Here is a 22,699-nt window from a genome sequence, read left to right on the forward strand (position 1 = left end):
CGAGTCCGCGGTCGATGCACGTCGGTGAGAGCCGGAACGTGCGCGAGCCGAGATGTTCCGGTATTCATGGGACCACAGGATGATCAGGCGTGCGCACTACTGCCGGGGTCAGCGGCCGGGGAACGCCGGACGACGCGACCGCCGACACCTAGCCCGCAGTGTGTGTCATCGACACCGCGAGCATCGCGCACCAGGGGAAGGAACAGTGACGTTGTCGCGACCGCTACTCACCCGCCGCGGTCTCCTCGGCGCGGCCGCGTTCTTGCCCCTCGCGGGCTGTGCGACGGCACCGGCGCCGCCTGCCGCGGCTCCGGCGACTCCGACGGAGATCAACCACGAGCGTCTCGACGAATTGGAACGACAGTTCGACGCACGCCTCGGCGTCTACGCACTCGCGACGGGCACCGGCGCGACCATCACCCACCGAGCAGACGAGCGCTTCGCCTTCTGTTCGACGTTCAAAGGGTTGGCCGCGGCGGCGGTGCTGCACCGTAATCCGCTGTCGCACTTGGACACTGTCGTCTCCTACACCGAAGCGGATCTCTTGAAGAGCGCCTCCGTCACCTCGCGACACGTGGCGACGGGGATGACGATCCGCGACTTGTGCGACGCGGCAGTCCGTTTCAGCGACGGGACCGCGGGCAACCTGCTGCTCCGCGACCTCGGCGGCCCCGCCGAACTGACGGCGTACGCGCGAAGCCTCGGCGACACCGTCACGCGGATGGATCGCATCGAACCGGCGATCACCGAGGCCACACCGGGCGACCCCCGCGACACCACCTCGCCGCGCGCCCTCGGCACCGACTACCAGCGAATCGTGCTGGGCGACGCCCTGCCCGCCGACAAGCGCGCCTTCCTCCGCGACCTCCTCGAACACAACACCACCGGCGCACAACGCATCCGGGCGGGGGTGCCGCAGGGCTGGACGGTGGCCGACAAGACCGGCACCGGCGACTACGGCACGCTCAACGACATCGGCATCGTATGGCCGCCCGGCTCCGCCCCGCTCGTCATCGCGCTGATGTCGAGCAAAGCCACCGTGGACGCTCGCTACGACCAGGCCCTGCTCGCGCAGGCCGCCACCTACGTCGTCGACACCCTCACCTGACCGCTTGGTCGCCGAATTCTTCGCGACGCCGAGGTGATTGCAACTCAGTCGCCGAGTTCTTCGCGACGTGAAGGTGACCGCAAGTGTCATGCTACGAGAACGAGGGCGCTGGTAGCCATCGCGAGGATCGAGATCACCTGCATTCCGGCGGCGCCCATCAGCAAGTATGCCTTCAGCGACGTCCCGGCCCGCAGCGAGGCGATCGACTCCAAGTGGCAGTACGCCGCCACATAGCGGGCGTCCACCTCGGCATCGCGCCAGTGCTCGGTCAACATCGCACGCATCGAATCGAGGGAGGTGACGCGATAGCGCCAGCTCACCCCGGCGAGGACCGCGAGCACCGCCGAGCCGAGCAGCGCCAGCATCGCGACGTAGAGCGCGACAAGCGCGGCTCCGGTGAGCGTGAAGTCCTTGCCCTTCAACACCGCCACCACCGCGAGCACGAGGGTGACGAGGCCGGTCGCGCTGGTGACGGCGGACGCGGCCCGCGTATTCAGTGTGTCGCGGCGGGAGTACTCGCGCTCGAGCTGGTCGTGAATGAAGCTCGCCCACGCCGCGCCCTGTTCCGCCATCGCCGAACCGCCGCTACTTCGTCCTGAACAATCGCTTGAAGAACCTTCTGATCGGGCCCTCCGCCGAACCTACGCCGTACGGCTGCTGCGGATACCCGAACCCGGCGGGGCCGTAGGCGTGGTCGAACGTGATCCATCCCGTAGGAGGCGGATCCTTGTCCTCGCCCGAATCCTGCTGCTCGGTCATCAGACTTCGATTGTGACAGTTCCGGGGTCCGCTCATGCGCGGATCCGGTGCCCGAGTTCTCGATCGGCCGCTTCGGTCTCGCGGGTTCCGCACGTGCCACGGCCTGCCGGTGGCGGCCCCGCGCACAGCGGTGCGATACCAGCGGGGATTACCCCCGCCGAACCTTCGCGGCCGCGCGGTCGGGTCGCCGGACTCCACGATCCTGATCGATACCGAGACGCGGCGGTCGGTCGAGGCGCTCGGCGACCTCACCGCCGAGACTCCGACCTGGCGCTCGTGCCCACCGGATCCGGCGAATCCGCGCCGAGATGTCGCAGCTCGTGCGGCTCATCGCGAGGTCGGGGGCGCTCTTTCTCCAGGGGCTGTTTCTCTCGCAGGAGAACTGCTAGCATTAACTTGCTGAACGGCTAACAAGTATCTTGGAGGTTGCGGTGCGAGTCGCTATCCACCCCCGGCTCTACGATCCCTCGCTCGATGACCCGGTTTTGAAGGGTGCCGAATGCGCGAGTTGTGGCCGGGTACTTCCCGCCGATCGGGCTCGGGTGTGAGAGTTGCGGCGCCTCAGCGGATCAGCTCGTGTCCAAGCCGCTGCCCTCGGACGGCGTCGTGTTCGCGGTCGCCGACGTGACCATGAATTCGCAGGGCGCTGCGCCTTTCACGGTTGTCGAGGTTGCCCTCGATGCCGGGCCGTTGATCCGTGCCGTGGCGCACCCGGAATCTCCGGCTGTCCGAATCGGAGATCGGGTTTCGGCGCGATGGCATGTCGTCGGGCACGGCGATGCCGGTTCGGAGCTGGTCGAGCCTGCGTTCGCGAGCGCGGCCCAGGTGGACGGAGCGGATGCGTGAGCGCGGCAACCGGACTCCGGAGGGCATGGGTGGTCGGCGTGGGGCTGCACCCTTATCAGAAGCCCGGCGGAACGCCGTACACCGAATTGGGGCTCACCGCCGTCCGGGCGGCACTCGCCGATGCGGGCATGAGCTGGACGCAGGTGGAGACCGCTTACACAGGTACGGCGACGACGTCGATGGCGTTGTCGCGCTTGATGTATCGACACCTGGGGGCAACCGGTATCCCGATGGTGCAGATCGAGAACGCCTCCGCGTCGGGTTCCAGCGCGTTCCGCCAGGCCTACCTCGACGTAGCCGCCGGGGTGCACGATGTGGCCATCGCGGTCGGCGTCGACAAGCCGCTGAACTTCTCGACCCCGACCCATGCGGCGGGTCTGGACGATTTGGTCGGGAGCCGGATACTGCCGGTCACCCACTTCGCATTGCTGGCCTCGCGCTACATGCACGAGACGGGCGCGGCACCGGAGCAGATCGCTCAGGTGGCGGTCAAGAACAGTCGCAACGCGGCGCTGAATCCGAATGCGCAGCGCCCCAAGGCCCGCTCCCTGGCGGAGGTGCTGGCGCCACCGCATCTCAGCGGCATCTTCACTCGCCTGCAGTGTTGCCCTGTCGGTGAGGGCGCGGCGGCGGCTCTCGTCGTCTCCGACCGTGCGATCGACGAGCTCGGCCTGAACCGGGAAAGGGCCGTGCGGGTTCGATCATCGGCATTGCGGTCGGAAACGTTCTACGGCACAGCGAATTTCGATGCGGCACTGACGGCCGAGACCACCACCGAGGCGTTGGAAGCCGCTGGCGTTTCCGCCGACGATGTGGATCTGGTCGAGCTGCACGATGCCTTCACCATCGAAGAGCTGGTGTATCTCGAGGCCATGCGAATCTGCAAGCCCGGGCAGGCGGCGGCCGCGCTGTCGGCGGGCGAGTTCGATATCGGCGGCCGGGTGGCGGTCAATCCCTCCGGTGGGTTGTTGTCGATGGGCCATCCGATCGGCCCGACCGGCGTGGGCCAGATCGCGGAATTGACCACCCAGCTGCGCGGGGAAGCCGGTCCGCGCCAGCATCCCGGCGCTCGCATCGGCGTCGCCCACATGGTGGGCATCGGCGCCGTGTGCGCCGTCCACGTTCTCTCACGAAACTGATTGCGGCGAAATCCACTGCACGAAAGTCGAATTCACCTACCGAGGCGACCTGAACACACAACCCGTGTCCAAGATATTTGCTGACTGTTCAGCAAGTTACATGTCGCAGGAATCGAATGCGCCTGCGTCACAACCCGCGTCGGTTCCGAGCGACGCACAGAGAGGGACAACGATGACCCACCCTGACCATGGATCCCCGGAATATTGGGCCGCCCACCGGCCGGATCGGCCCGCGGTGATCAGTCGTTCCACCGTATTGACCTACAAGCAGTGGAACGACGCCGCCGACCGTGTCGCGGAGGGCCTGGCACGAAGGGGGCTGAGCCCCGGCGACCGCATCGGCATGCGTTTTCGGCTCGCACCCGAGTGGTTCGTGATCCAACGTGCCCTGCAGAAGATCGGCGTGGCGCAGGTAGCCGTGAACTGGCGCCTGACCCCTGACGAAGCGATGTACATTCTGCGCGACAGTGGCGCAAAAGGGCTGGCATGCAACGATACCGATGTCAGCGAGTGGGCCGGCGTCGACCCCGGCCTGCTGATCACCGTCGGACAAACTCGCGGCGCTGCCGGGATCCGTTACGAGGATCTGCTCGAGACACCCGATGCCCCTGCCCGTTTCGGTCCCGCGCGTCCGTCGTTGGTGTTGTATACCTCGGGCACCACCGGCCGCCCACGAGGTGTGCCGCCGACGAACCCTGCCGACATCGAAGACCCCGAACGTCTGGTGCGGTACGGGCTGTCGGTGGCTGGGACTCCACCCCAGCCCGACGGTGTGACCGCCCTGTTGACGATGCCGGTACACCACGGCGCAGGACCGCAGATCGCCGCCATCACCTGCGGCCGCGGCGGAACAATCGTGACGTTGGACCCGTTCGAGCCCGAACAGGCGTTGCGGCTGATCGAGGACCACAACATCCAGTCGTGGGCGGGAGTTCCCACAATGATGCTGCGCATCCAGAAACTGGCCGTCGAGGTATTCCAGCGCTACGACCTCTCCTCGCTGACACAGATCATGCTCGGCGCCGCGCCCGTCCCGCAGTCACTGAAGGAATGGGTGGTCGAGCGCTTCGGCGACGACGTGCTCTGGGAAAGCTACGGCGCCAGCGAGCCAGGCATGATCAGCTACACCGCACCGGAACACCAACTGAGCAAACCCGGCACCAGCGGCCGTCCCTATGAGGGGGTCGACATCGCGATCGTCGACGACGAATGGAATCGGCTGCCCGTTGGCGAGGTGGGTGAAATCGCCGTCAGTACCCCGATCGTTCTACGCAACTATCTCGGCGGTCCAACGCTCGGCGAGGACGTGATCAAGGACGGCTTCTACCGTACCGGCGACGTCGGCCATCTCGACGAGGACGGTTTCGTGTTCATCACCGACCGGATCAAAGACATGATCGTCGCGGGCGGAGTCAACATCTATCCGGCCGAGATCGAGAAAGCACTGGTATCGCACCCCAGGGTCGTCGAAGCCGCGGTGATCGGCATCCCCGACAGCGACTTCGGCGAGAAGCCGCTGGCCTACATCATCGCCACACCGGGATCGCCGCTGTCCGAGGAGGAACTCCTCGCGCATCTCGAAGGCCGCCTCGCCCGCTACAAACGGCCCCGCCAGTTCGCCTTCGTCGGCGATCTGCCTCGCAATCCGGTCGGCAAGGTACTCAAAAATGCACTGCGCCAACCCTATTGGGAGGGGCGGCGACGCAATGTCTGACTCAACGGGCCACCGTTGTCGACCGATCACCGTCGTGAGCCACGCGGCAGCGATGATCGGCTTCCTCGCCTTCCCGGCCGGTAGCTGGATCACGGGACGAACCTATCCAGTGAATGGAGGATTCAGTGTCACTCGGTGACCGAACAACAGACGAGACACCAGGTCTCGACGCGAGCAGTTCCGATCTCATCCTGACCGAGGTGATAGACGGACAGATCCTGATCATCAGGATCAACCGGCCCGAACGCCGCAACGCGTTCGACGGAGCGACCGCCCACGCCCTCGAGGAAGCGATCGACGACTTCGACGCCGACGACTCCTTGCGGTGCGCGATCCTCACCGGCTCCGACATCGTGTTCTCCGCCGGACAGGACCTCATCGCCGCCGCCCGCGGCGACATGGGAGTCACCGAGCGGCGCGGCGCGTTCGGCATGATGGCTCAGCCACCGAGCAAGCCGGTCATCGCCGCCGTGGAGGGCCACGCCCTCGCCGGTGGGCTCGAGTTGTGCCTGGCATGCGATCTGATCGTGTCCTCCCGCACCGCCACGATGGGCCTGCCCGAAGCCGCTCGCTCCCTGGTTGCCATCGGCGGCGGATGCTTCCGGCTCCCCAAGCGCATCGCGTACCACATCGCGATAGAGCTGATCCTGACCGGAAAGACCTGGCCGGCCACACGATTCGCCGAACTGGGCCTGGTCAACAAGCTCACCGAACCGGGCCAGGCCCTCACCGCAGCTCTGGAGCTGGCCCGCGAGGTGTGTGCGGCAGGGCCGCTCGCGGTGCGGGCCAGTAAGCAGATCGCCGCCCACGCTCAGGACTGGACCGACGACGACGCCTGGCACGAACAAATGAAATACGTTGCCGCATTGCATGATTCCGAGGACCTGCACGAAGGCTTGCGCGCCTTCGCGGAAAAGCGGCCTCCGGTGTGGAAAGGATGCTGACATGCTGATCGAACCCAGTCTCACCAGCAACCTGCTCGAGGGCCAGGTCGCGATCGTCACCGGCGGCTCGCGTGGGATCGGCGGCGCCACCTCGGCGCAGTTGGCCGCCAACGGCGCCAAAGTCGTCATCGCCGACGTCGACAAGGCCAAGGCCGATGAAGCGGTGACCGAGATCAACGACAGGTACGGGTCCGACACCGCCACCGCCTTCGTTGCCGACCTGGTGCAACCCGGTGTGTGCGATGAACTCGTCAGCCACACTCTCACCCACCACGGCGGCCTCGATATCGTCGTCAACAATGCCGGCTACGCCTGGGATGGCCGCGTACACGCCATGACCGACGACCAGTTCCAGGCAATGCTCGACATCCACCTGGTGGCGCCCTTCCGCCTGGCGCGCGCCTGCGCTCCGGTGTTTCGCGCCGCCGCCGCGACCGATGCCGCCAATGGTCTACTGCGCCACCGCAAAACGGTGATGGTCTCCTCCATGGCCGGCTTGATCGGGCTCGACGGCGCGGCCAACTACGCCTCGGCCAAGGCGGGTGTGCTCGGTCTGATGCGCACTCTCGCCCAGGAATGGGGAGCGATGCACGTCAACGTCAACGCCGTGGCGTTCGGCATCATCCAAACCCGCTTCGGACTACCGCAATCCGAACGCGAGGTCATCCACACCGGCGGCCGCACCATCCAAGTCGGCATGCCAGACAAACAGGCCAAGCGACTCGGGATCACCCTCGACCCGGATTCCCCGCCCACCGAAGCCGAGGTCTATGACTCGAAGCCGATGCCGTTCGTCTCCCTCGGCCGCACCGGCACGATCTCCGAGGCCGCCGACGCCATCTTCTGGCTGTGCTCACCCTTGTCGAACTACGTGACCGGCCAAGTCGTGCCGGTCAACGGCGGTACGCGCCTCGGCTGACAAAACCGACCAGCGATCTGCGGGCCCACCGAGGCATCGCGGGCAGGGGCCCGCAGATCATCTATTCTTGTCGAACGTTCAGCAAATAGACAGTTAGGGTTGGGCTCATGGCAGGTCGTGCGGCTAGGTCAGTGACGTCCATCGGCTCCGATGGCAAGACAGCCACGCCGCCACGGCGCACTCAACAAGAACGCACCGCCCAAGCCGAGCAAGCCCTACTGGATGCCGCCGAGACATTGTTCGCCCAGCGCGGCGTCGACCAGACATCGCTCGCTGATGTGGGGCAACTCGCCGGGTACAGCCGCGGCCTGGCCAGCCATCACTTCGGCAGCAAAGCCGCGCTGGTCGACCGCCTCGCCCAACGCATCCAGGAGCGCTTCGTCACCGAAGCCATCGACGTCGCCGACATCGAAGGCACCGACGCCGACGCGGTCGAGATACTGGCAGGGCTCGTCGAGGACTATCTGAAGGCGATAGTTCGGCATTCGCAAACCGGTCGCGCGTTCTTCGTCATGTGGGGGGCCGCGATTCCGTCCGAGGCGACCATGCGCCCGGTATTCGCCACAGACGACGCACGGTTCCGCCTCGGCGCCGAAGCCCTACTCCGCGCCGGTCAAGCCAATGGCACCGTCGATGGCGACATCGATCCGGTGGCCACCGCGGTCGCGGTGATCGGCATGGTGCGCGGCGTGGCCGCACAACACCTCATCGCCCCGGACGCATTCGACCTGAACGCAGCAGCCGAGGCTTGTCGGCAATTCGTGAGGAAGAGCCTGACACCGGCCGCGAACAACACCCACCGAAACTGAAACACCGGACATCGTGCGGTTGCTCATCATCTACGACACCCACATCCCGAAACGCGCGCGCGACCTCCCCGAGCCCGTGTGGCGCGCAGTGGACGACGCCGACGTCGTCGTCTTCGGTCACAGCCACATCCCGTGGGACAGCGTCACCACCACCGGCCTCCGCCTGCTCAACCCCGGCTCTCCCACCGACAAACGCCGCCAACCGGATCACACCTACCTGACCGCCACGGTTCGCTCGGGTCGGCTGAGCGAGGTCGAGTTGCACACGATTCCGCCCCCCACCGAGGCCCGATGAGTCAAGGCCGTGGGCAGCGAGCGGCCGCATCGCGAAAGTCGAGTAGCGAACTACCCATGACCACGGGCAACGACGGTTGGACACTGACGATGCGATCGACGAATGACGCGCGCAAGCACCGCATAACCATCTCTCGGCCCTCCGAATCATCGCGGAAAGGTTTGTCATGGCTTTCGATTTCAACGTCGACGTCGAACTGACCGACGCCAACGACCCAGCCAGCGTCCAGTTCATCAACATGACCATCGAATCGGCACCGGCGGGCTCCGACCGATTGCTCGGCGAATGGCGCGGCGCCTCGGTGTTCGTACCCGCGGAATCGGGCGAGTTCGATTGGGACGATCGGCCAGGAGCCGGGACCGCGTTCGTCTTCGACGGCGCCTCGGCGGATGCGCGACTGGTACTCGGCCTCCTCGACTTCCGGGCGCCCGGAGGCGGTTTGCCGGGGCGCGGCACCAGCGGAGCCGGATCGATCACCGACCCGGACGACCCGCAGTTCCTCGGCGACATCAAGTGGAAGATCACCTGAGATAGCCGCCTTCGACCTCCGGATGTCCAGTCCGTTCCCCAGCGGCGCGAACGGCCTGTTCCACGGTGGGCCCGGCGAGGGCGGCCACGCTGGCCCGCACTGGTTCGACGAGTTCGGCATGGACCTCGGCGCGCCCGTGGGCACGGCGGCTCATACTGGCCGCATGCGCTCCGCTCTCGTCGACCCGCAATCGCTCCCTGGCGAGTTGCGGCCTTACCTGGAGGACCTCGTTCAGCGCACCCGTACCATGTGCGGATCCCATCGATTCGGCCCCGATTTCGGCATCGGCCGACCGAGCAGCGCGTTCGGACCTCAGCGCATGCGCGCGGTGATGACGGTGGCGACGTCGATGGTTTTCGCGCAGACGTCCCAGTCGACGCCGGTATCGATGCCGGAGACGGCGATACCGACGTAGAACGATCCACCGGACGGCACCGACACGTCGACCGAGCAGCCGCCGTTGCTGCCGTCCGGCCGGACGCTCGGCGCGAGTGCGGCTCGGCGGTCCCCGATCGTGATCGTCCGCTCGAGCGGATCACGAACTCTGCGTCGGTCGAGATCGCTGTGATCGCTGGTGTTCGGGGCGAATCCGATGGTGAAGCTGCCCGTAGGCCCGGTTTGGATGGAGGACCACGAGCACCTGGGCAGCGCCTTCGGAGGCGTGGCAGGCTTCCCCTGCGGTTCGAGCACGAAGCGGGCGAAATCGTCCGGTCCCAGGACGCTGCACGGATGGTAGGTGAGGTCGTCCACCGTCCACGGGGGCGGCGTCGGCGGCGCAGCGGTGGCCGCGCTCGGCGACGGATCGGGTCGCGGAGTCTCCTCGGTGTCGCACCCCGTGACCGTCACGACGAGCACCGCCGCACCGAGCATCCACCGGCGATCGAACAGAAAACCCCGCATCACGAACGTCCTCCCTCGCCCCGATCAGACCAGATCCCGGCGCGGACCGCCATTCCTGCTGCACTGAACTGCGCTCGGGAGTTCTATTTCGGGCCGGCCTTCGATGACATTCGTGCGGTCGTGACCGCACCGGGGTTCGATCTGACATCCAGCACCAAGCCGCCCTATCTGTCCGAATCGGGTACGACCTCGACGATGCTCGGCCCCGGGCCGCAGCGATGGTATCTCGATGTGATGTCGTACGGGCCGATGGCGGTGTTGGATCCGTGGCTGGGATCGACCGATGAGCAGCGCCTGGCGATCAGGGCCGGCACGCCGGTCTTGATGAATGTCTCAGTGAATTGTTACGACGGCTGACGGATTTCGGCGCTCGATGGCGGTTGTCTCGCTTCTCGTCGATCGGGACGAGCGGCCGTGACGCGCTGTGGGCACTCGGTGGACGCATCCGCGTAAGGCTACGAGGCGGCAACCGCATCCGACGAATTCGCGACCCGATGGACCTCCGGAGATTCGGCCGCCTCGAGCGCAACGGTTGTGGGCGCGAGCGACGGATGATTCGATTCAGCCCGTGACCGACAAGATCGACGACACTCGTATCGTCAGCGCCAGCCGGGAGATCGCCGCGGACCCGGCCGACATCTTCGAACTCATCGCCGACCCCGCCCAGCAGCCGCGCTGGGACGGCAACGACAACCTCGCCGAGGCGCCTTCGGGCCAGCGGGTGCGCGCCGCGGGCGACGTGTTCGCCATGACCCTCACCAACGGCGCCGTCCGCGACAACCATGTCGTCGAGTTCGTCGAAGGCCGGCTCATCGCCTGGCACCCGTCGGAACAGGGCAAAGAGTCGCCCGGTCACCTGTGGCGCTGGGAGCTGGCGCCCGCGCAGGAGGGCCGCACGCTGGTGACGCACACGTATGACTGGACGAAGCTGACCGACGAGAAGCGTCAGGTTCGAGCGCGTGCCACCACCGGCGAGAAACTGTCCGCGTCCCTCGAACGCCTCGCGCAGCTGGCGGAGAAGGAAACGAATTCCGCCGGATAACGCGCACCGCGGGTGTCCCGGCGGCAGGTCGCGTGGTGGACGACCGCTGAGCCGCCGGGCCTCAGCTCACCGCTTTCTTCACCAGTTCACCGATCCGCTGCTCCACCTCGGCGGACAGCTCGCTCAGCGCGAAGGCGGTCGCCCACATGCCGCCCTCGTCCAGCTTCGCCGGGTCGTTGAAGCCGAGCGTCGCGTACCGCGCTTTGAACTTCTTCGCGGGCTGGAAGAAGCACACGATAGCGCCGTCCTTGGCATACGCGGGCATTCCGTACCACAGCTTCGGCGTCAACTCGGGCGCATTGGCCGTCACGATGGCATGAATCCGCTCGGCCATCGCGCGATCGAAATCCTCCATCTCGGCGATCTTCGCCAGCACGTCCTGCTCGCCGTCGGCCTTGGTGGCCCGCGAAGCCGTCTTCAGCTCCTGAGCGTGCTCCTTCATCGCCGCCCGCTCGTCCTCGGTGAAACCCACCGAAGCGGCACCCTTCGCGACGGTCTCCGTGCCGGACTTCTGTGCCTTGCTCATTGCCGGTTTCCTTCCTGACGGACTCGATGACGACACTGACAATGCTAGGAAGCGGACGCGCGCGGCGGCTTCTTCGAAACTGATCAATCGCCCGCGCGACCCGAACTCGAGGCTTTCGGCGCCGCGGTGTAGCTGCTCGTACCCGCCTGTGAGGGCCTCCGCGGGACCTCAGTCGAGCCTCCGGATTGTGCTGCGGCACAGCCCAGTCGCGTCGAGCGAGGTGCCCGGGCACATGGTGACGCGCGTCCTGTCCGCGTAACGCTGATGGACGCCGAAAAGGAGTTCATCATGACCGAAACATCGACCGCGACGGCTGCGCAGCCCCTTGGTGAGAAAGCCCTGGCGAGCACTGTGATCGACCGGCTCACCCGCGGCGTCACCGGCACCGCGGCGACGGTGACCACCACATCCCCCGTCGACGGCCGGATCGTGGCGACCTTGCCGCAGAGCACGCCCGCCGACGTCGAAGCGGCGTTCGACCGGGCCCGTGCCGCGCAGCGCGAATGGGCGCGCGTGCCCGTGAAGCAGCGGGCGGCGCTGGCCTTGAAGCTGCACGACCTCATGCTCGACCGGCAGTCGGAGGGACTGGACATCGTCCAGCTGGAGACCGGCAAGTCCCGCATGCACGCACTCGAGGAACTGGTGGACGGCGTCGGATCCACCCTCTACTTCGCCCGGCGCGCGCCGCGACTGCTGTCCCCCAAGCGACGCGCGGGCGCCTTGCCGCTGCTGACCCAAACCCGCGAGGGATACCACCCGAAGGGCGTGGTCACGACCATCACGCCGTGGAACTATCCGCTCTCGCTCACCATGGACGTGATCCCCGCGCTGCTCGCGGGAAACGCCGTGGTGCACAAGCCCGACACCCAGACGGCGCTGTCCAGCCTGTGGCCGCGCATGCTGCTCCTCGAGGCAGGGCTTCCCGCCGACCTGTGGCAAGTGGTCATCGGCGACCCGGCGGACATCGGTGACACCCTCATCGACAACGCCGATTTCGTCTGCTTCACCGGATCCACCGCGGCGGGCAAGGCCATCGCGACCAGGGCCGCCGCCACTCTCACCGGCTGTTCCCTCGAACTCGGCGGCAAGAACCCCATGCTGGTGCTGCGCGACGCCGATATCGACGCCACCGCCACCGCCGCCGTGCGCGGCTGTTTCGCCAATGCCGGGCAGCTGTGCGTGTCGATCGAGCGCATCTACGTGGACAGGGAGGTCTACCCGCGGTTCGTCGACGCCTTCGGCGCCAAGGTGCGCGCGCTACCCCTCGGCGCGGCAAGGGAATTCACCGAGGGCATCGGTTCACTGACCTCCGCCAAGCAGCTCGACCGCGTCCAGGCGCACGTGGCGGACGCGGTCGCGGCGGGCGCGCAGGTCGTCGCGGGCGGCAAGGCCAGGCCGGATATCGGGCCGTACTTCTACGATCCCACCGTGCTCACCGATGTGCCGCCTTCCGCCAAGCTCTATCGCGAGGAGACGTTCGGCCCCGTGGTGTCGGTCGCGCCGTTCGACTCCGAGGACGAGGCGATCGAGCTGGCCAATGACACCGAATACGGTTTGAACGCGGCCGTTTTCAGCAAGGATGTCAAGCGGGCTCGCGGCGTCGCGGCCCGAATTCAAGCGGGCACCGTGAACATCAACGAGGGCTACGCCTCCTCCTACGCCGCCCAGGACGCACCTATGGGCGGCATGAAGCAATCCGGCCTCGGGCGCCGCCACGGCACCGCCGGTCTGATGAAATACGTGGAGCCGCAGAATATCTCGGCACAACATGTGCTCGGATTCGACCCCGCGTTCGGCCGCACCGCGGCCCAGCACGCCGACTTCCTGCTGAAGGCCATGAAGGCGATGAAGGTCCTGCGTATTCGCTGAACCCCGCAGCCGAAAGCCGCCGCCTGAAACCAGACGGCGGCTTTCGGCTGCTCAGAACGCTTTTCGCTGCCATCCCCTCCGCTCGAGACAAGTGCTTGCCACTTCGTCGGCGACTCTCGGTGTAAGCGATTATTCGTTCCGCACCAGAATCCGGTTCGTATAGTCGACCGCAGCGGTAATACTCGACTCGAACAACTCATCGCTGATTGCGTTCGAACGTCGAAGCTGATCGATGTCCTTGTGGTCGAAATCCAGGCCCGCCGACATCGCGACTTCGCCGGACACCCGGCTTCGCTTCGATAGCCTGCGGTAGATCAGCAACTGACACAGCAGAATTCGCCAGAAGACCGGCCGGTCCTCGGGGCGAAAGTTGTAGATCGGGTTGCAGAACAGGCCAAGCGACTTGTGCCGGCTGTCGTCCGGACGGTTGAACAAGTCGATGTAACGCGTCTCGAATTCATCGACAGTAGCGGCCCGATCGGCCTCGCGGTTGATGCACACCTCGATGGCCGGGTCCAACCGCCCGCGGGTGATCCCCTGCCACCAATAGGTCGCCGGGTTCTCCACACGCTTCTCACGCCATCCGGGAACAACCGGGTCATACGTGTGCGCCGGTGGGATTTCGGCGATCGCGTAGTCGTCGAGGTGAGCGTTGTAGGCGCCGCGAGCGAGGGCGTAGATTTCGAACAGCCGTCGCTCGTAGGCCAAATCGACGAAATTCGTCTTCTCTCGGAGCAGGGTGAGCAGAGCGAGCGGTTCGAGCAGCGCGTGGACCGTGGAGATCACTTCCGACGAGCGGCTCAACATCCAACTGGTGCTGCTGTCGACCGTTGCTTGCAACGCAGGCCACCTCCTCGGCTCGGACAGACCGATGATCCGGGATGCCGCGTAGTCCGCACTTTCGGCGAGTTTCAGAACGAGGGGCTCACTTTCGGCATAGATCTTCGCCCTGGCCTGGTACTCGAGGTTCCGTCGCGCCTCGGCGGCCGCGGCCTCTTGGACCAGCTTCGCCTTGAGAACCTCCACGTCCTTGCTGGTCCTGGTCGTCGACCGAACCGAGTAGACAGCGGAACCCAACGCCAGAACCCCGGCGGCAAGAGCGGGAACGGCTGTAGTCAGCTGGCTGGCAAGAGACATGAGTACCGGCCTTTTCTCGCGGAGGATCACCGGCAGTTCTCGAACCACTGGTGTTGTCGGCTGCACATCCGAGGACCGTAGGACACGAAACGCTACCGGCAGCTTACGTGACGGCTGCTGCGGCGACAGCCGACTGAACGCGTTCGGCGACGCATTCAATGCGGGTGGGGCCGAGTGGCATTCGAGTAGCGCGCTACTCGCGATGGACGCCTGTCGCATCAATAAGGTCGCGATTGCGGTCGACCGATTGGGCACCGTTTCCGAAATACAGAGGGAGGTGCGGTGATGGTTTTTCGGTCCGTTGGCGCGGGTGGCCAGAATCTGCCGGAGGACGTGCAGGATGTCCAGAGATTGATCAACCGCAACATCGCGCTGATCGGCCTGCCACCGCTCGCGGTCGATGGTGCGGCAGGCCCGCTGACGCTCGCGGCGATCACGGCGTTCCAGCTCGCCCACGGCGGAGTCGGAGACGGCATGATGCGCATCGCGGTGGGCGAGGAGCCCATGCCCGGTCCGGAGCCGCTCGAGCTGAGCCAAGGTCAAGCGGATGGCGCGACGATCGCGGAGGCGTGCAAGGCCGCCCGTGAGGATTGCCAGGCACAGGCGGGGTGCCAGCCGGGGACACTGAAGATGGACAAGAAGTGCATCTGTTGGAAGGGCGGGGCGGCAGGCGGATTCACGTGCACGGTCGGATGTGGGTGCAGCACGCCGATCGTCTGAAATAACGTCTGCTACAAAAGAATTCAGTTCAGCGGCGAGATCGCGGCTCCGCGCGGCACGCTCGTGTGACGATGTCGACCCACACCTGTGGATCGGTCGACCACAGGTTGTGGGCAACTCCGGGCAGTTCCTCGAAGCTGCCGCGCGGGACCAAGGCCGCGAGTTGCCGCAGCGGCCACGACGGACGGATATCGTGCTGCGGAGCGACGAACGTCATGGCGACCTCGGAATCGGCCAGCCCGCGGAACAATTCGGGTTCGTGAATCCACTGCACGAACGACGCACTCAGGGAGGCGTGAACGTCTGGCGCCCAATCGATCTCGAAATCATCCTCCAGATGCCGCGAGGACTCGTACACCTGCGACCAGGTGCGGTCCTTGTGCAATCCGTGCCCGGCGACGCCCACCACGGATCGGACGCGGTCGGGATGGTCCAACGCGTAGCGCACCGCCAGGTCCGAGCCCCAGGAATGACCGAGGACAACCCAGCTGTCGATGTCTCCGGCTCGGCGCACCGCTTCGATGTCGGCGACTGCCTGCGCGAGGTCGTGCGGCCCGCCCTCGGAGCGTCCGACACCCCTCGGCTCCGGGTACCACGCCCGCATCCCGCGCGGCGCCAGCCCGTCATCCTCCAGGTAATGGACGCAGCCCGGTCCACCGGACAGAACCACGACATCCGGACCGCGGCCGGTGACACCGACGTGCAGCGCGGTCCCGTCATCCGCAGGCACCATCATCGATCGCATTTCGCCCCCTCACCGCAGCGAATCCGAGGTACGGAATTCGACGCGCCCTACCCTATCGCCACCCCGTCGGATCCGCTGTAGTGCGAGACTCCGCCTAGTGCCTCGACCGGGAAGGTCGATGCTGTAACCCCGCGGCTCGGGGTGGCGGGTTGATCATCGACGGGTGGGCGGTGACGCTGCCGGTGAAGGTGATGCCGGTGGCTCGCAAGCCAGATGTGTTCGTCAGGGCGGTGACGCCCGAAGAGGGCCGCAAGCTGGCCCAGATCGCGCGGCGTAGCAAACAGCCGATCCGGATGCGGCGGGCCGTGGTGGTGATGGCCTCGGCTCGGCATCAGCCGGTCGGATTCCTCGCGAAGCTGATGGGGGTGTCGGAATCGTATGTGCGGCAGGTGATCCACGACTTCAACGAGAAAGGGTTCGACGCACTGGACACAAAATGGACACCGTTGGCGAATCCGAATTCGCCAACGGTGTCCAAAATGGAGCGGGGGCAGACCGGCGAAGATCGATCAACCGACGCGTGATCGGATCTGTCAGATCGCCCGGTGCTGCCCCCGCGACCTGGGCTGGCCCTTCTCGACGTGGAGCCTGTCGAAATTGGCGGAAGTGCTGCGGACCAACGGCATTGCCGAGCTCAGCCGCGAAACCGTCCGGCAGATCCTCGAAGCTGGCGGGGTGTCGTGGCGGGCCACGAAAACGTGGAAAGCCAGCAACGACCCTGACTTTCAGGCCAAGATGGCGCGAGTGCTCGACCTCTACGATCATCCGCCCGCCGACGGCCGGGTGATCTGTGTGGACGAGTTCGGGCCGTTGAACCTGCAGCGTCCGGGACTTCGCGGTCGGCTCCAAAATCCGCCGACCGGATTACCTAGCGAACATTGCCTGACACGGCACTAGCAGCGTTCATACTGACGCGCGAAGGGCTCCGACTCCGGTGAAACCTCGCGCCCGGATTCTGGGCAGCCGCCGACAAGGACGGCGAAACGGGGGCCGTTGCGCGTAATGATCGTGTAATCGACCACGACACCGCGCTGGGACAAGTAGCGAAGATGCCGATCGGCAAGTTGTGTCGCCTGCGCAGCGCTGAATTTCTCTCCGACGGGCGGGAATACCGTGACGCCCAGTGTGCGGCCTGCTGTGTCGGGCGGGTCGAATACCGACACCTCGACAATCGACGAGGTGGGTTGATCGGTCAGGAACCACTCCCACAATTCGAGTTCGCCGTTGGAGGGGAAGCGGGGGCGGCGGTCCAAGTACGTCAAGCTGGGTTCCAGTCTCGAGTGGTGCTCAAAAAGGCCGTCCTCATGAAGGGGGGACACTGTCCAGTCGTTGGATGCCAGTTCCGGGAAGTCCTGGATGATTCGGCGCATCGCCGCAGTGGCACGCTGGGGTTCGGCCTCGGAGCCCGCTCGGACACTGATGGATTCGGCTCCGTCCGCGTCTCCGGCGGGCTTGACGCCGTGGGTGGCCCAGTGAATCTCCGCACCGGTATTGGCCGATGACACTCGTGTCCAGGTGTATGCCGCGTTCGCTTCCACGTCCACGTCCCGCCCGAACCGCCAGTCCCCGAAATAGGAGTCTGTCATCCGGTGGATTCTGACCAAGGTCGAGTCGCCTTGATAGTGCGGCGGCAGCTGCTGAGCGCCCATGACACGCACCACAGACGCGGCCTCGGCTGGTGTTGCGTCATCGTCGAGCTGCACGTCGAGCTTGGAGATGTAGTACGAGTTGGGGCCGTACGGGTGGTACTGGAACGTATGTGACGCGTCGGCCACCCCCGGAAGGGCCTCGATGGCCGTCTCGATCACCCGGGACCAGCTGTCACGCTCGGCCTGATCGGGCCCTTGCGCGAAGAGCGAACATCCAGTCAGCAGGACTGCCCCCATCATCAACGCGATGGTGGGCACGGTGAAGCGCATAGCCGTTCATCCTGCCAGAGGTTAGCGCGTCAGGTCGTTGAGGAAGGACGTTCTCGAATGTCCTTGGTTCGGCGGTTATGGATCGACTTCGACTGGGGCCCACGGGAACAGCGCCGGGCAGTTACGGCATCAGCCATTCTGGACGCGGCACTAGCTCTCCGCCAGGCCTATTGAAGAGCGATCCAGCTCGCGATCTCGACGAAAGAGCCGAACACGATCTCGATCCCGCTGTCGCACGGGCCGCGGGATCAGGCCTGATCGAATTGCTGCTGGACGACGCGCATGGCGGAGAGTGCGGCGGGTGCGCCGCAGTATCCGCTGGTGTGGATGATCGCCTCGACGATTTCCTCGCGGGTGAGTCCGTTGTTGAGGGCGCCGCGCACGTGACCCGCGAGTTCTTCGTGCGCCCGCAGCGCAGTCAGGATGCCGAGGTTCAGCAGGCTGCGTTCCCGCCGGTCGAGGCCCGGCCGATTCCAGACCGCGTCCCAGACGTGTTCGGTGACGAAGCGTTGGATCTGCTCGGATTCGGTGCCCGCGGTGCGAGCCAGTGCGCGGTCGACGAATTCGTCGCCCATGACTTCGCGGCGGGTGTTCAAACCGCTCGTGTAGGCGGGTGACGCCGCCGCGTCGGGGTTGGTGTCCATAGTTTCGTTTCCTGTCTCGCGGGTTCGCGTGGCCGCGCCGAGCCACTTTACGGACCGCGAGTGCACGGCCTCACTGCCCCGGGGATCGAGGGGCAGGTGCGTGTCGTCCACGAATCTCGACGGCGATGAGACCGCGTGTGTCAGGGCGTTCGGTTCCGTGGACCGGGGATGTATTCGGAACCGGGTCAGTGACGGAACCAATCGAGCGTCTGACCATGTGCACCGGCATATCCCAGCGGAATCCCGTCCAATGCGACGACGAACCGCCCTGGCGTGTCCTGAGCGGGAACCGGAAGCTGCTCGGCCACCGATCCCACGACACCGCAGCCTTCGTTGGACAACCAGTGACAGGGCAAGCTTCGGATCGTCCGTTCGAAGCGGACTCGTTCGTCGACGCTCAGATAAGCCAAGACGGCGCTGTGGAAGACCACCACCGTCGTCCCATCCGGCGCGGCGTCGACCAACTCGGTCACCGTCTCGTTCAGATCCCCGGTCACGACATCCACCGGCCTGGCCCGGGCGATCGCCACCGCTTCGCGCAGCCGTCGCAGCCGCTCGGGCTGTCCCGGCCACACGAGGCATTCCAGCCAACGCATCTCGTCGGCATCGCTCACATCCAGCGGGTTCAGATCGACGCCCGCCCGCCACACGACCTCGGGCAAGCGATCCGGGATGGGCGGCTCCCCCGAAGTCACACACCGCAACATCACGCCGGAGGCGCCACCGGCTGGATGCAGATCGATGCGACCGTCATAGCGATAGCTGAACAGATCCGGATACAGGCACAGCCCCGCCGACGCACCGACCTCGATCAACGCCAATGGACCGGCAAGTTGCGCCAACGCCGGAAGCAGCACCGCGGCCCTGCCGACCTCGTTGGTCTGCGTCCTGCGCGCCGTCACAACCCGCGCGACATCATCCCAATGCTGGAACACCCAATCCCTGAACGCGGGATACGACGACTCACCGACCCCGAGATAGCGCGCCGCCGTCAACACGAGATTCGGCTGCCTCTTCTCCTCCGGAAGCCGATCGATCAACGACAACAGCCGGTTATCCGACGCAATCCCCCACGCCCACAACTCATAACACGACGAACTGCCCCGAGCCTCGAACTCGGCGAAACGTCGATACCGGTCAGCGGTCGTCTCCCAATCCACATTCTCGTTCTATCCGAACATCCACCGAGCTGACCAGCCAACGGATCCGGTCGACGAAAACCGTAGAACGCCTTGCCCATTCGATCGAGTTCGGAGTGATTTCGCCCGGAGCGCCGGTCGGTGACTTCCCGGGTGGTGATCGGCCGCATGATCGCCGAACTCGGCTGGAATGCAGTGCTATTCGGGGTATCACAGGCGATGCCCGTGGGCGTCGGTGCTGACTCGCCGGATGTCGGCTCATCGAGCGGGTAGCGTGGGCAAAGCTCGAGTCGCTGGTGCAACTGCTGGTCGGTGATGGTTAACGCGTGGGCGCGTTCGTTGTCGCTCATGCCGATCGCCGCCGCGGTGTGGCGAGGGTCCATGGTGCGTCGGAGTTGCTGCGCGGCAGCGTGTTCCGGTCCGCCGGTGATACGGCGGTCCGCAACCCCGACAAACTCCGCCCGCGGACGACCGGCGGCAACGGCTGAGGACGGTCTGGCGCGGCGATCCCTTCGATCCCGCGCCTGGCGACAGGTAGCGGGTGGCATCGGGGATGCGGCCGAGGGTCGGTTAAGATCATCGGCAGTGCGTGCACGCCGCATCAGGCGTCCGCGCCAGGACGGTCCGTCCTCACCACGGGAACCCGGACCGGCGAGCCGATCATCTTGCGGCACACCCACGGCGGAGAGACCCGCCGGAACAAGTCGGTGTGCCCGGTCAGGAACGGCTTTCCCTCGACGCGTACCGGCATCTCCGGAATCGAGCCGTTCCGGCAGTGCCGGATCGGGCCGGTGCGCTCGCCCACGGTCGCCGCCGCGCGCGGCGCATCAGAAGGAGTTTCCCGTGAGATCCGCCCTGTCACGGCCCGAAGCGCCGCAGCACAGCGAAAATCGCTGTCCCACAGATATTTCCGGCACCAACGAGCCGATCGTCAAACGTGTCACCGGCGCGCGATCCGTGGTGCGATCGCTGGAGGAACTCGGCGTCGAGGTGGTCTTCGGCATTCCGGGCGGGGCGATCCTGCCGGTCTACGATCCGCTGCTCGACTCCCGGCGCATCCGCCACGTGCTGGTGCGGCACGAGCAGGGCGCCGGTCACGCCGCAACGGGCTATGCCCAGGCGACCGGCCGGGTCGGGGTGTGCATGGCGACCTCGGGCCCTGGCGCGACGAATCTGGTGACCCCGCTCGCCGACGCGCAAGCCGATTCCGTTCCCCTCGTGGCGATCACCGGTCAGGTGCCGAGGCCCATGATAGGTACCGACGCATTCCAGGAAGCCGACATCACCGGCATCACGATGCCGATCACCAAGCACAACGTCCTCGTCACCCGCGGCGCCGACATCCCGCGAATCCTCGCCGAGGCATTCCACCTGGCCAGTTCGGGCAGGCCGGGCGCGGTCCTGGTGGACATCCCGAAGGACGTGCTGCGCGCCCAGACGGTCTTCCGCTGGCCGCCGCAACCGCGGCTGTCCGGCTATCGGCCGGTCACCGAGCCGAATCCACGCCAGCTCCGAGCGGCGCTGCACCTCATCGCGCGGGCGCACGCGCCGGTGCTCTACGTGGGCGGAGGCGTCCTCAAGGCCGAAGCCACCTCCGCGTTGCGCACTTTCGCCGAACGCACCGGCATTCCGGTGGTGACCACCCTCATGGCGCGCGGTGCGTTTCCCGACAGCCATCCCCAGCACCTCGGCATGCCCGGCATGCACGGAACGGTCGCCGCGGTGGCGGCAATGCAGAAGAGCGATCTGCTGATCGCCCTCGGCGCCCGGTTCGACGACCGAGTCACCGGCGACCCCCGCTCCTTCGCCCCGCACGCCGCGGTGATCCACGCCGACATCGATCCCGCCGAAATCGGCAAGATCCGGCACGCCGACGTGCCGATCGTCGGTGACTGTCGAGCGGTACTGGAAAGCCTGATCGCCGCGCTCGACGCGCATCGGGAACCGTTGCCGGACCTGTCGGCCTGGTGGGCGACGCTGCGCGAGCTCCGCGCGTCGTATCCGCTCGGCTACGACCGGCCCGCGGACGGCGCGCTCGCACCGCAGTTCGTCATCCGCGCCCTCGGGCGTGCCGCCGGGCCCGACGCCATCTTCTGCGCCGGTGTCGGCCAGCATCAGATGTGGGCCGCGCAGTTCATCGAGTACGAGAAGCCCCGGACGTGGCTCAACTCCGGCGGTATGGGCACCATGGGCTACGCCGTTCCCGCCGCCCTCGGCGCCAAACTCGGTGTGCCGCAGGCGGAAGTCTGGGCCATCGACGGCGACGGCTGCTTCCAGATGACCAACCAGGAGCTGGCCACCGCGGCCGTCGAAGGCGTGCCGATCAAGGTGGCGGTGATCAACAACGGCCATCTCGGCATGATCCGTCAGTGGCAGCACCTCTTCTACGAGGAACGCTATTCGCAGAGCGAGCTGGCCACCCACTCCCGGCGCATCCCCGATTTCGTCGAACTCGCCGAAGCTCTCGGTTGCGTCGGGCTGCGCTGCGGGCGAGAAGCGGACGTCGCGAGCGTGATCGAAGCGGCCCGCGCCGTGCACGACCGACCGGTCGTCATCGACTTCGTCGTCGGATCGGACGCCCAGGTGTGGCCGATGATCGAAGCGGGCGCGGGCAACGACCTGATCATGGCCGCCCGGAATCTGCGACCGCTCTTCGACGACGCGGACGCCGGTACGGCCGAAACCAATGCGGCGCAGACGGGTACGCGATAAGTCGCGGCTCGGCGGCGGTGCGACACCGGCTCGGCCCGCGCGGGCTCGCCGCGATCCCTCGGCGGCGAGCCCGCATGCGTTTCAGCGACCCGGCTCCGGTGCGGCCGACCGCCGTCCTGGCGCGTCAGGAGTCCTGGCCTTACTCATGCAGCCCCTCGCGTCGCGACTGTCTGCTATCGGTTGCGCCGATAGCGGGTTCGAGGCCGGTAGCGATGCGGAGGGCAGCGGCACAGGCGTCCGTACCGTCCTGAGTGAGGGTGATCTTCAACATCCCGAGTTTGGTC

The 22,699-nt window shown here is 66.3% G+C and carries 25 protein-coding genes; 15 read left to right on the forward strand and 10 right to left on the reverse strand.

All coding sequences use genetic code 11. The features are described from left to right. Nucleotides 1-211: 211 nt before the first annotated feature. Nucleotides 212-1,108, forward strand: coding sequence for a class A beta-lactamase (gene bla, locus AC3ERS_RS17590; RefSeq protein ID WP_431968742.1), 897 nt, complete (start codon nt 212-214; stop codon nt 1,106-1,108). Between the two features lie 86 nt (nt 1,109-1,194). Here bla and AC3ERS_RS17595 read toward each other — a convergent pair whose 3' ends face one another. Together AC3ERS_RS17595 and AC3ERS_RS17600 are read right to left on the reverse strand one after the other, a co-directional pair. After that, nucleotides 1,195-1,680, reverse strand: coding sequence for a hypothetical protein (locus AC3ERS_RS17595; protein ID WP_431968744.1), 486 nt, complete (start codon nt 1,678-1,680; stop codon nt 1,195-1,197). A gap of 13 nt (nt 1,681-1,693) precedes the next feature. Continuing rightward, nucleotides 1,694-1,867 (reverse strand): hypothetical protein, encoded by a 174-nt coding sequence (locus AC3ERS_RS17600; protein WP_431968746.1) that lies wholly within the window; start codon nt 1,865-1,867, stop codon nt 1,694-1,696. A gap of 576 nt (nt 1,868-2,443) precedes the next feature. On the opposite strand from AC3ERS_RS17600, the gene AC3ERS_RS17605 reads away from it, so the two are divergent. The 8 genes from AC3ERS_RS17605 (at nt 2,444) to AC3ERS_RS17640 (ending at nt 9,062) form a co-directional block, all read left to right on the forward strand. Then, nucleotides 2,444-2,713, forward strand: a complete 270-nt coding sequence (locus AC3ERS_RS17605; RefSeq protein WP_431968748.1) for a hypothetical protein — start codon at nt 2,444-2,446, stop codon at nt 2,711-2,713. Next, nucleotides 2,710-3,852, forward strand: a complete 1,143-nt coding sequence (locus AC3ERS_RS17610) for a thiolase family protein (protein WP_431968750.1) — start codon at nt 2,710-2,712, stop codon at nt 3,850-3,852. The genes AC3ERS_RS17605 and AC3ERS_RS17610 overlap by 4 nt, the downstream gene beginning before the upstream one ends. Nucleotides 3,853-4,024: 172 nt before the next feature. Continuing rightward, a complete protein-coding gene (locus AC3ERS_RS17615; RefSeq protein WP_431968752.1) occupies nt 4,025-5,566 on the forward strand; it encodes a class I adenylate-forming enzyme family protein in 1,542 nt (513 codons plus the stop codon). 125 nt (nt 5,567-5,691) lie between these two features. Further along, nucleotides 5,692-6,510, forward strand: coding sequence for a crotonase/enoyl-CoA hydratase family protein (locus AC3ERS_RS17620; protein ID WP_431968754.1), 819 nt, complete (start codon nt 5,692-5,694; stop codon nt 6,508-6,510). A 1-nt stretch (nt 6,511) separates the two neighbouring features. After that, nucleotides 6,512-7,429, forward strand: a complete 918-nt coding sequence (locus AC3ERS_RS17625; RefSeq protein ID WP_431968756.1) for an SDR family NAD(P)-dependent oxidoreductase — start codon at nt 6,512-6,514, stop codon at nt 7,427-7,429. 107 nt (nt 7,430-7,536) lie between these two features. Beyond that, complete coding sequence (locus tag AC3ERS_RS17630) at nt 7,537-8,238, forward strand: TetR/AcrR family transcriptional regulator (RefSeq protein ID WP_431968758.1); 702 nt, start codon at nt 7,537-7,539, stop codon at nt 8,236-8,238. A 13-nt stretch (nt 8,239-8,251) separates the two neighbouring features. Beyond that, nucleotides 8,252-8,533: a metallophosphoesterase family protein gene (locus tag AC3ERS_RS17635; protein WP_431968760.1), complete on the forward strand. Its 282-nt coding sequence runs from the start codon at nt 8,252-8,254 to the stop codon at nt 8,531-8,533. A 166-nt stretch (nt 8,534-8,699) separates the two neighbouring features. Next, on the forward strand, nt 8,700-9,062 hold the full coding sequence (locus AC3ERS_RS17640; RefSeq protein ID WP_431968762.1) for a hypothetical protein: 363 nt from the start codon (nt 8,700-8,702) through the stop codon (nt 9,060-9,062). On the opposite strand, the gene AC3ERS_RS17645 is transcribed toward AC3ERS_RS17640, so the two are convergent. After that, a complete protein-coding gene (locus tag AC3ERS_RS17645) occupies nt 9,055-9,324 on the reverse strand; it encodes a hypothetical protein (RefSeq protein ID WP_431968764.1) in 270 nt (89 codons plus the stop codon). The two genes, AC3ERS_RS17640 and AC3ERS_RS17645, sit on opposite strands and share 8 nt — an antisense overlap. 50 nt (nt 9,325-9,374) lie before the next feature. Then, nucleotides 9,375-9,962: a DUF3558 family protein gene (locus AC3ERS_RS17650; protein WP_431968766.1), complete on the reverse strand. Its 588-nt coding sequence runs from the start codon at nt 9,960-9,962 to the stop codon at nt 9,375-9,377. Between the two features lie 120 nt (nt 9,963-10,082). Here AC3ERS_RS17650 and AC3ERS_RS17655 point away from each other — a divergent pair, with 120 nt between their 5' ends. Beyond that, entirely contained in the window at nt 10,083-10,319 is a 237-nt protein-coding gene (locus AC3ERS_RS17655) for a hypothetical protein (protein ID WP_431968768.1), read from the forward strand. 211 nt (nt 10,320-10,530) lie between these two features. Continuing rightward, nucleotides 10,531-11,004 (forward strand): SRPBCC family protein, encoded by a 474-nt coding sequence (locus AC3ERS_RS17660; protein ID WP_431968770.1) that lies wholly within the window; start codon nt 10,531-10,533, stop codon nt 11,002-11,004. A gap of 61 nt (nt 11,005-11,065) precedes the next feature. Here the strand turns inward: AC3ERS_RS17660 and AC3ERS_RS17665 are convergent, their stop codons facing one another. Beyond that, nucleotides 11,066-11,530, reverse strand: coding sequence for an iron chaperone (locus AC3ERS_RS17665; protein WP_431968772.1), 465 nt, complete (start codon nt 11,528-11,530; stop codon nt 11,066-11,068). A gap of 288 nt (nt 11,531-11,818) precedes the next feature. Between AC3ERS_RS17665 and AC3ERS_RS17670 the strand changes: the two genes are divergently transcribed. Then, nucleotides 11,819-13,399, forward strand: a complete 1,581-nt coding sequence (locus tag AC3ERS_RS17670; RefSeq protein ID WP_431968774.1) for a succinic semialdehyde dehydrogenase — start codon at nt 11,819-11,821, stop codon at nt 13,397-13,399. Nucleotides 13,400-13,528: 129 nt separating this feature from the next. Here the strand turns inward: AC3ERS_RS17670 and AC3ERS_RS17675 are convergent, their stop codons facing one another. Continuing rightward, the gene (locus AC3ERS_RS17675; protein WP_431968776.1) at nt 13,529-15,073 is read right to left on the reverse strand and encodes a hypothetical protein; all 1,545 of its coding nucleotides are present in this window, start codon (nt 15,071-15,073) and stop codon (nt 13,529-13,531) included. A 211-nt stretch (nt 15,074-15,284) separates the two neighbouring features. After that, nucleotides 15,285-16,001 carry an alpha/beta fold hydrolase gene (locus AC3ERS_RS17680; RefSeq protein ID WP_431968778.1) on the reverse strand — a complete coding sequence of 239 codons (717 nt, stop codon included), beginning with the start codon at nt 15,999-16,001 and terminating at the stop codon, nt 15,285-15,287. A gap of 149 nt (nt 16,002-16,150) precedes the next feature. Between AC3ERS_RS17680 and AC3ERS_RS17685 the strand changes: the two genes are divergently transcribed. After that, complete coding sequence (locus AC3ERS_RS17685; RefSeq protein WP_431968780.1) at nt 16,151-16,525, forward strand: helix-turn-helix domain-containing protein; 375 nt, start codon at nt 16,151-16,153, stop codon at nt 16,523-16,525. After that, nucleotides 16,506-16,898 (forward strand): hypothetical protein, encoded by a 393-nt coding sequence (locus AC3ERS_RS17690; RefSeq protein WP_431969104.1) that lies wholly within the window; start codon nt 16,506-16,508, stop codon nt 16,896-16,898. The genes AC3ERS_RS17685 and AC3ERS_RS17690 overlap by 20 nt, the downstream gene beginning before the upstream one ends. Here AC3ERS_RS17690 and AC3ERS_RS17695 read toward each other — a convergent pair. The 3 genes from AC3ERS_RS17695 to AC3ERS_RS17705 form a co-directional block, all read right to left on the reverse strand. Next, nucleotides 16,895-17,920, reverse strand: a complete 1,026-nt coding sequence (locus AC3ERS_RS17695) for a hypothetical protein (protein ID WP_431968782.1) — start codon at nt 17,918-17,920, stop codon at nt 16,895-16,897. The two genes, AC3ERS_RS17690 and AC3ERS_RS17695, sit on opposite strands and share 4 nt — an antisense overlap. A 248-nt stretch (nt 17,921-18,168) precedes the next feature. Beyond that, the gene (locus AC3ERS_RS17700; RefSeq protein WP_431968784.1) at nt 18,169-18,564 is read right to left on the reverse strand and encodes a carboxymuconolactone decarboxylase family protein; all 396 of its coding nucleotides are present in this window, start codon (nt 18,562-18,564) and stop codon (nt 18,169-18,171) included. Nucleotides 18,565-18,749: 185 nt separating this feature from the next. Then, nucleotides 18,750-19,724, reverse strand: a complete 975-nt coding sequence (locus AC3ERS_RS17705; RefSeq protein ID WP_431968786.1) for a DUF2332 domain-containing protein — start codon at nt 19,722-19,724, stop codon at nt 18,750-18,752. Nucleotides 19,725-20,546: 822 nt separating this feature from the next. On the opposite strand from AC3ERS_RS17705, the gene AC3ERS_RS17710 reads away from it, so the two are divergent. Continuing rightward, nucleotides 20,547-22,415, forward strand: coding sequence for an acetolactate synthase large subunit (locus tag AC3ERS_RS17710; protein ID WP_431968788.1), 1,869 nt, complete (start codon nt 20,547-20,549; stop codon nt 22,413-22,415). Nucleotides 22,416-22,699 lie beyond the last annotated feature (284 nt).

This window comes from Nocardia sp. bgisy134 (assembly GCF_057708325.1).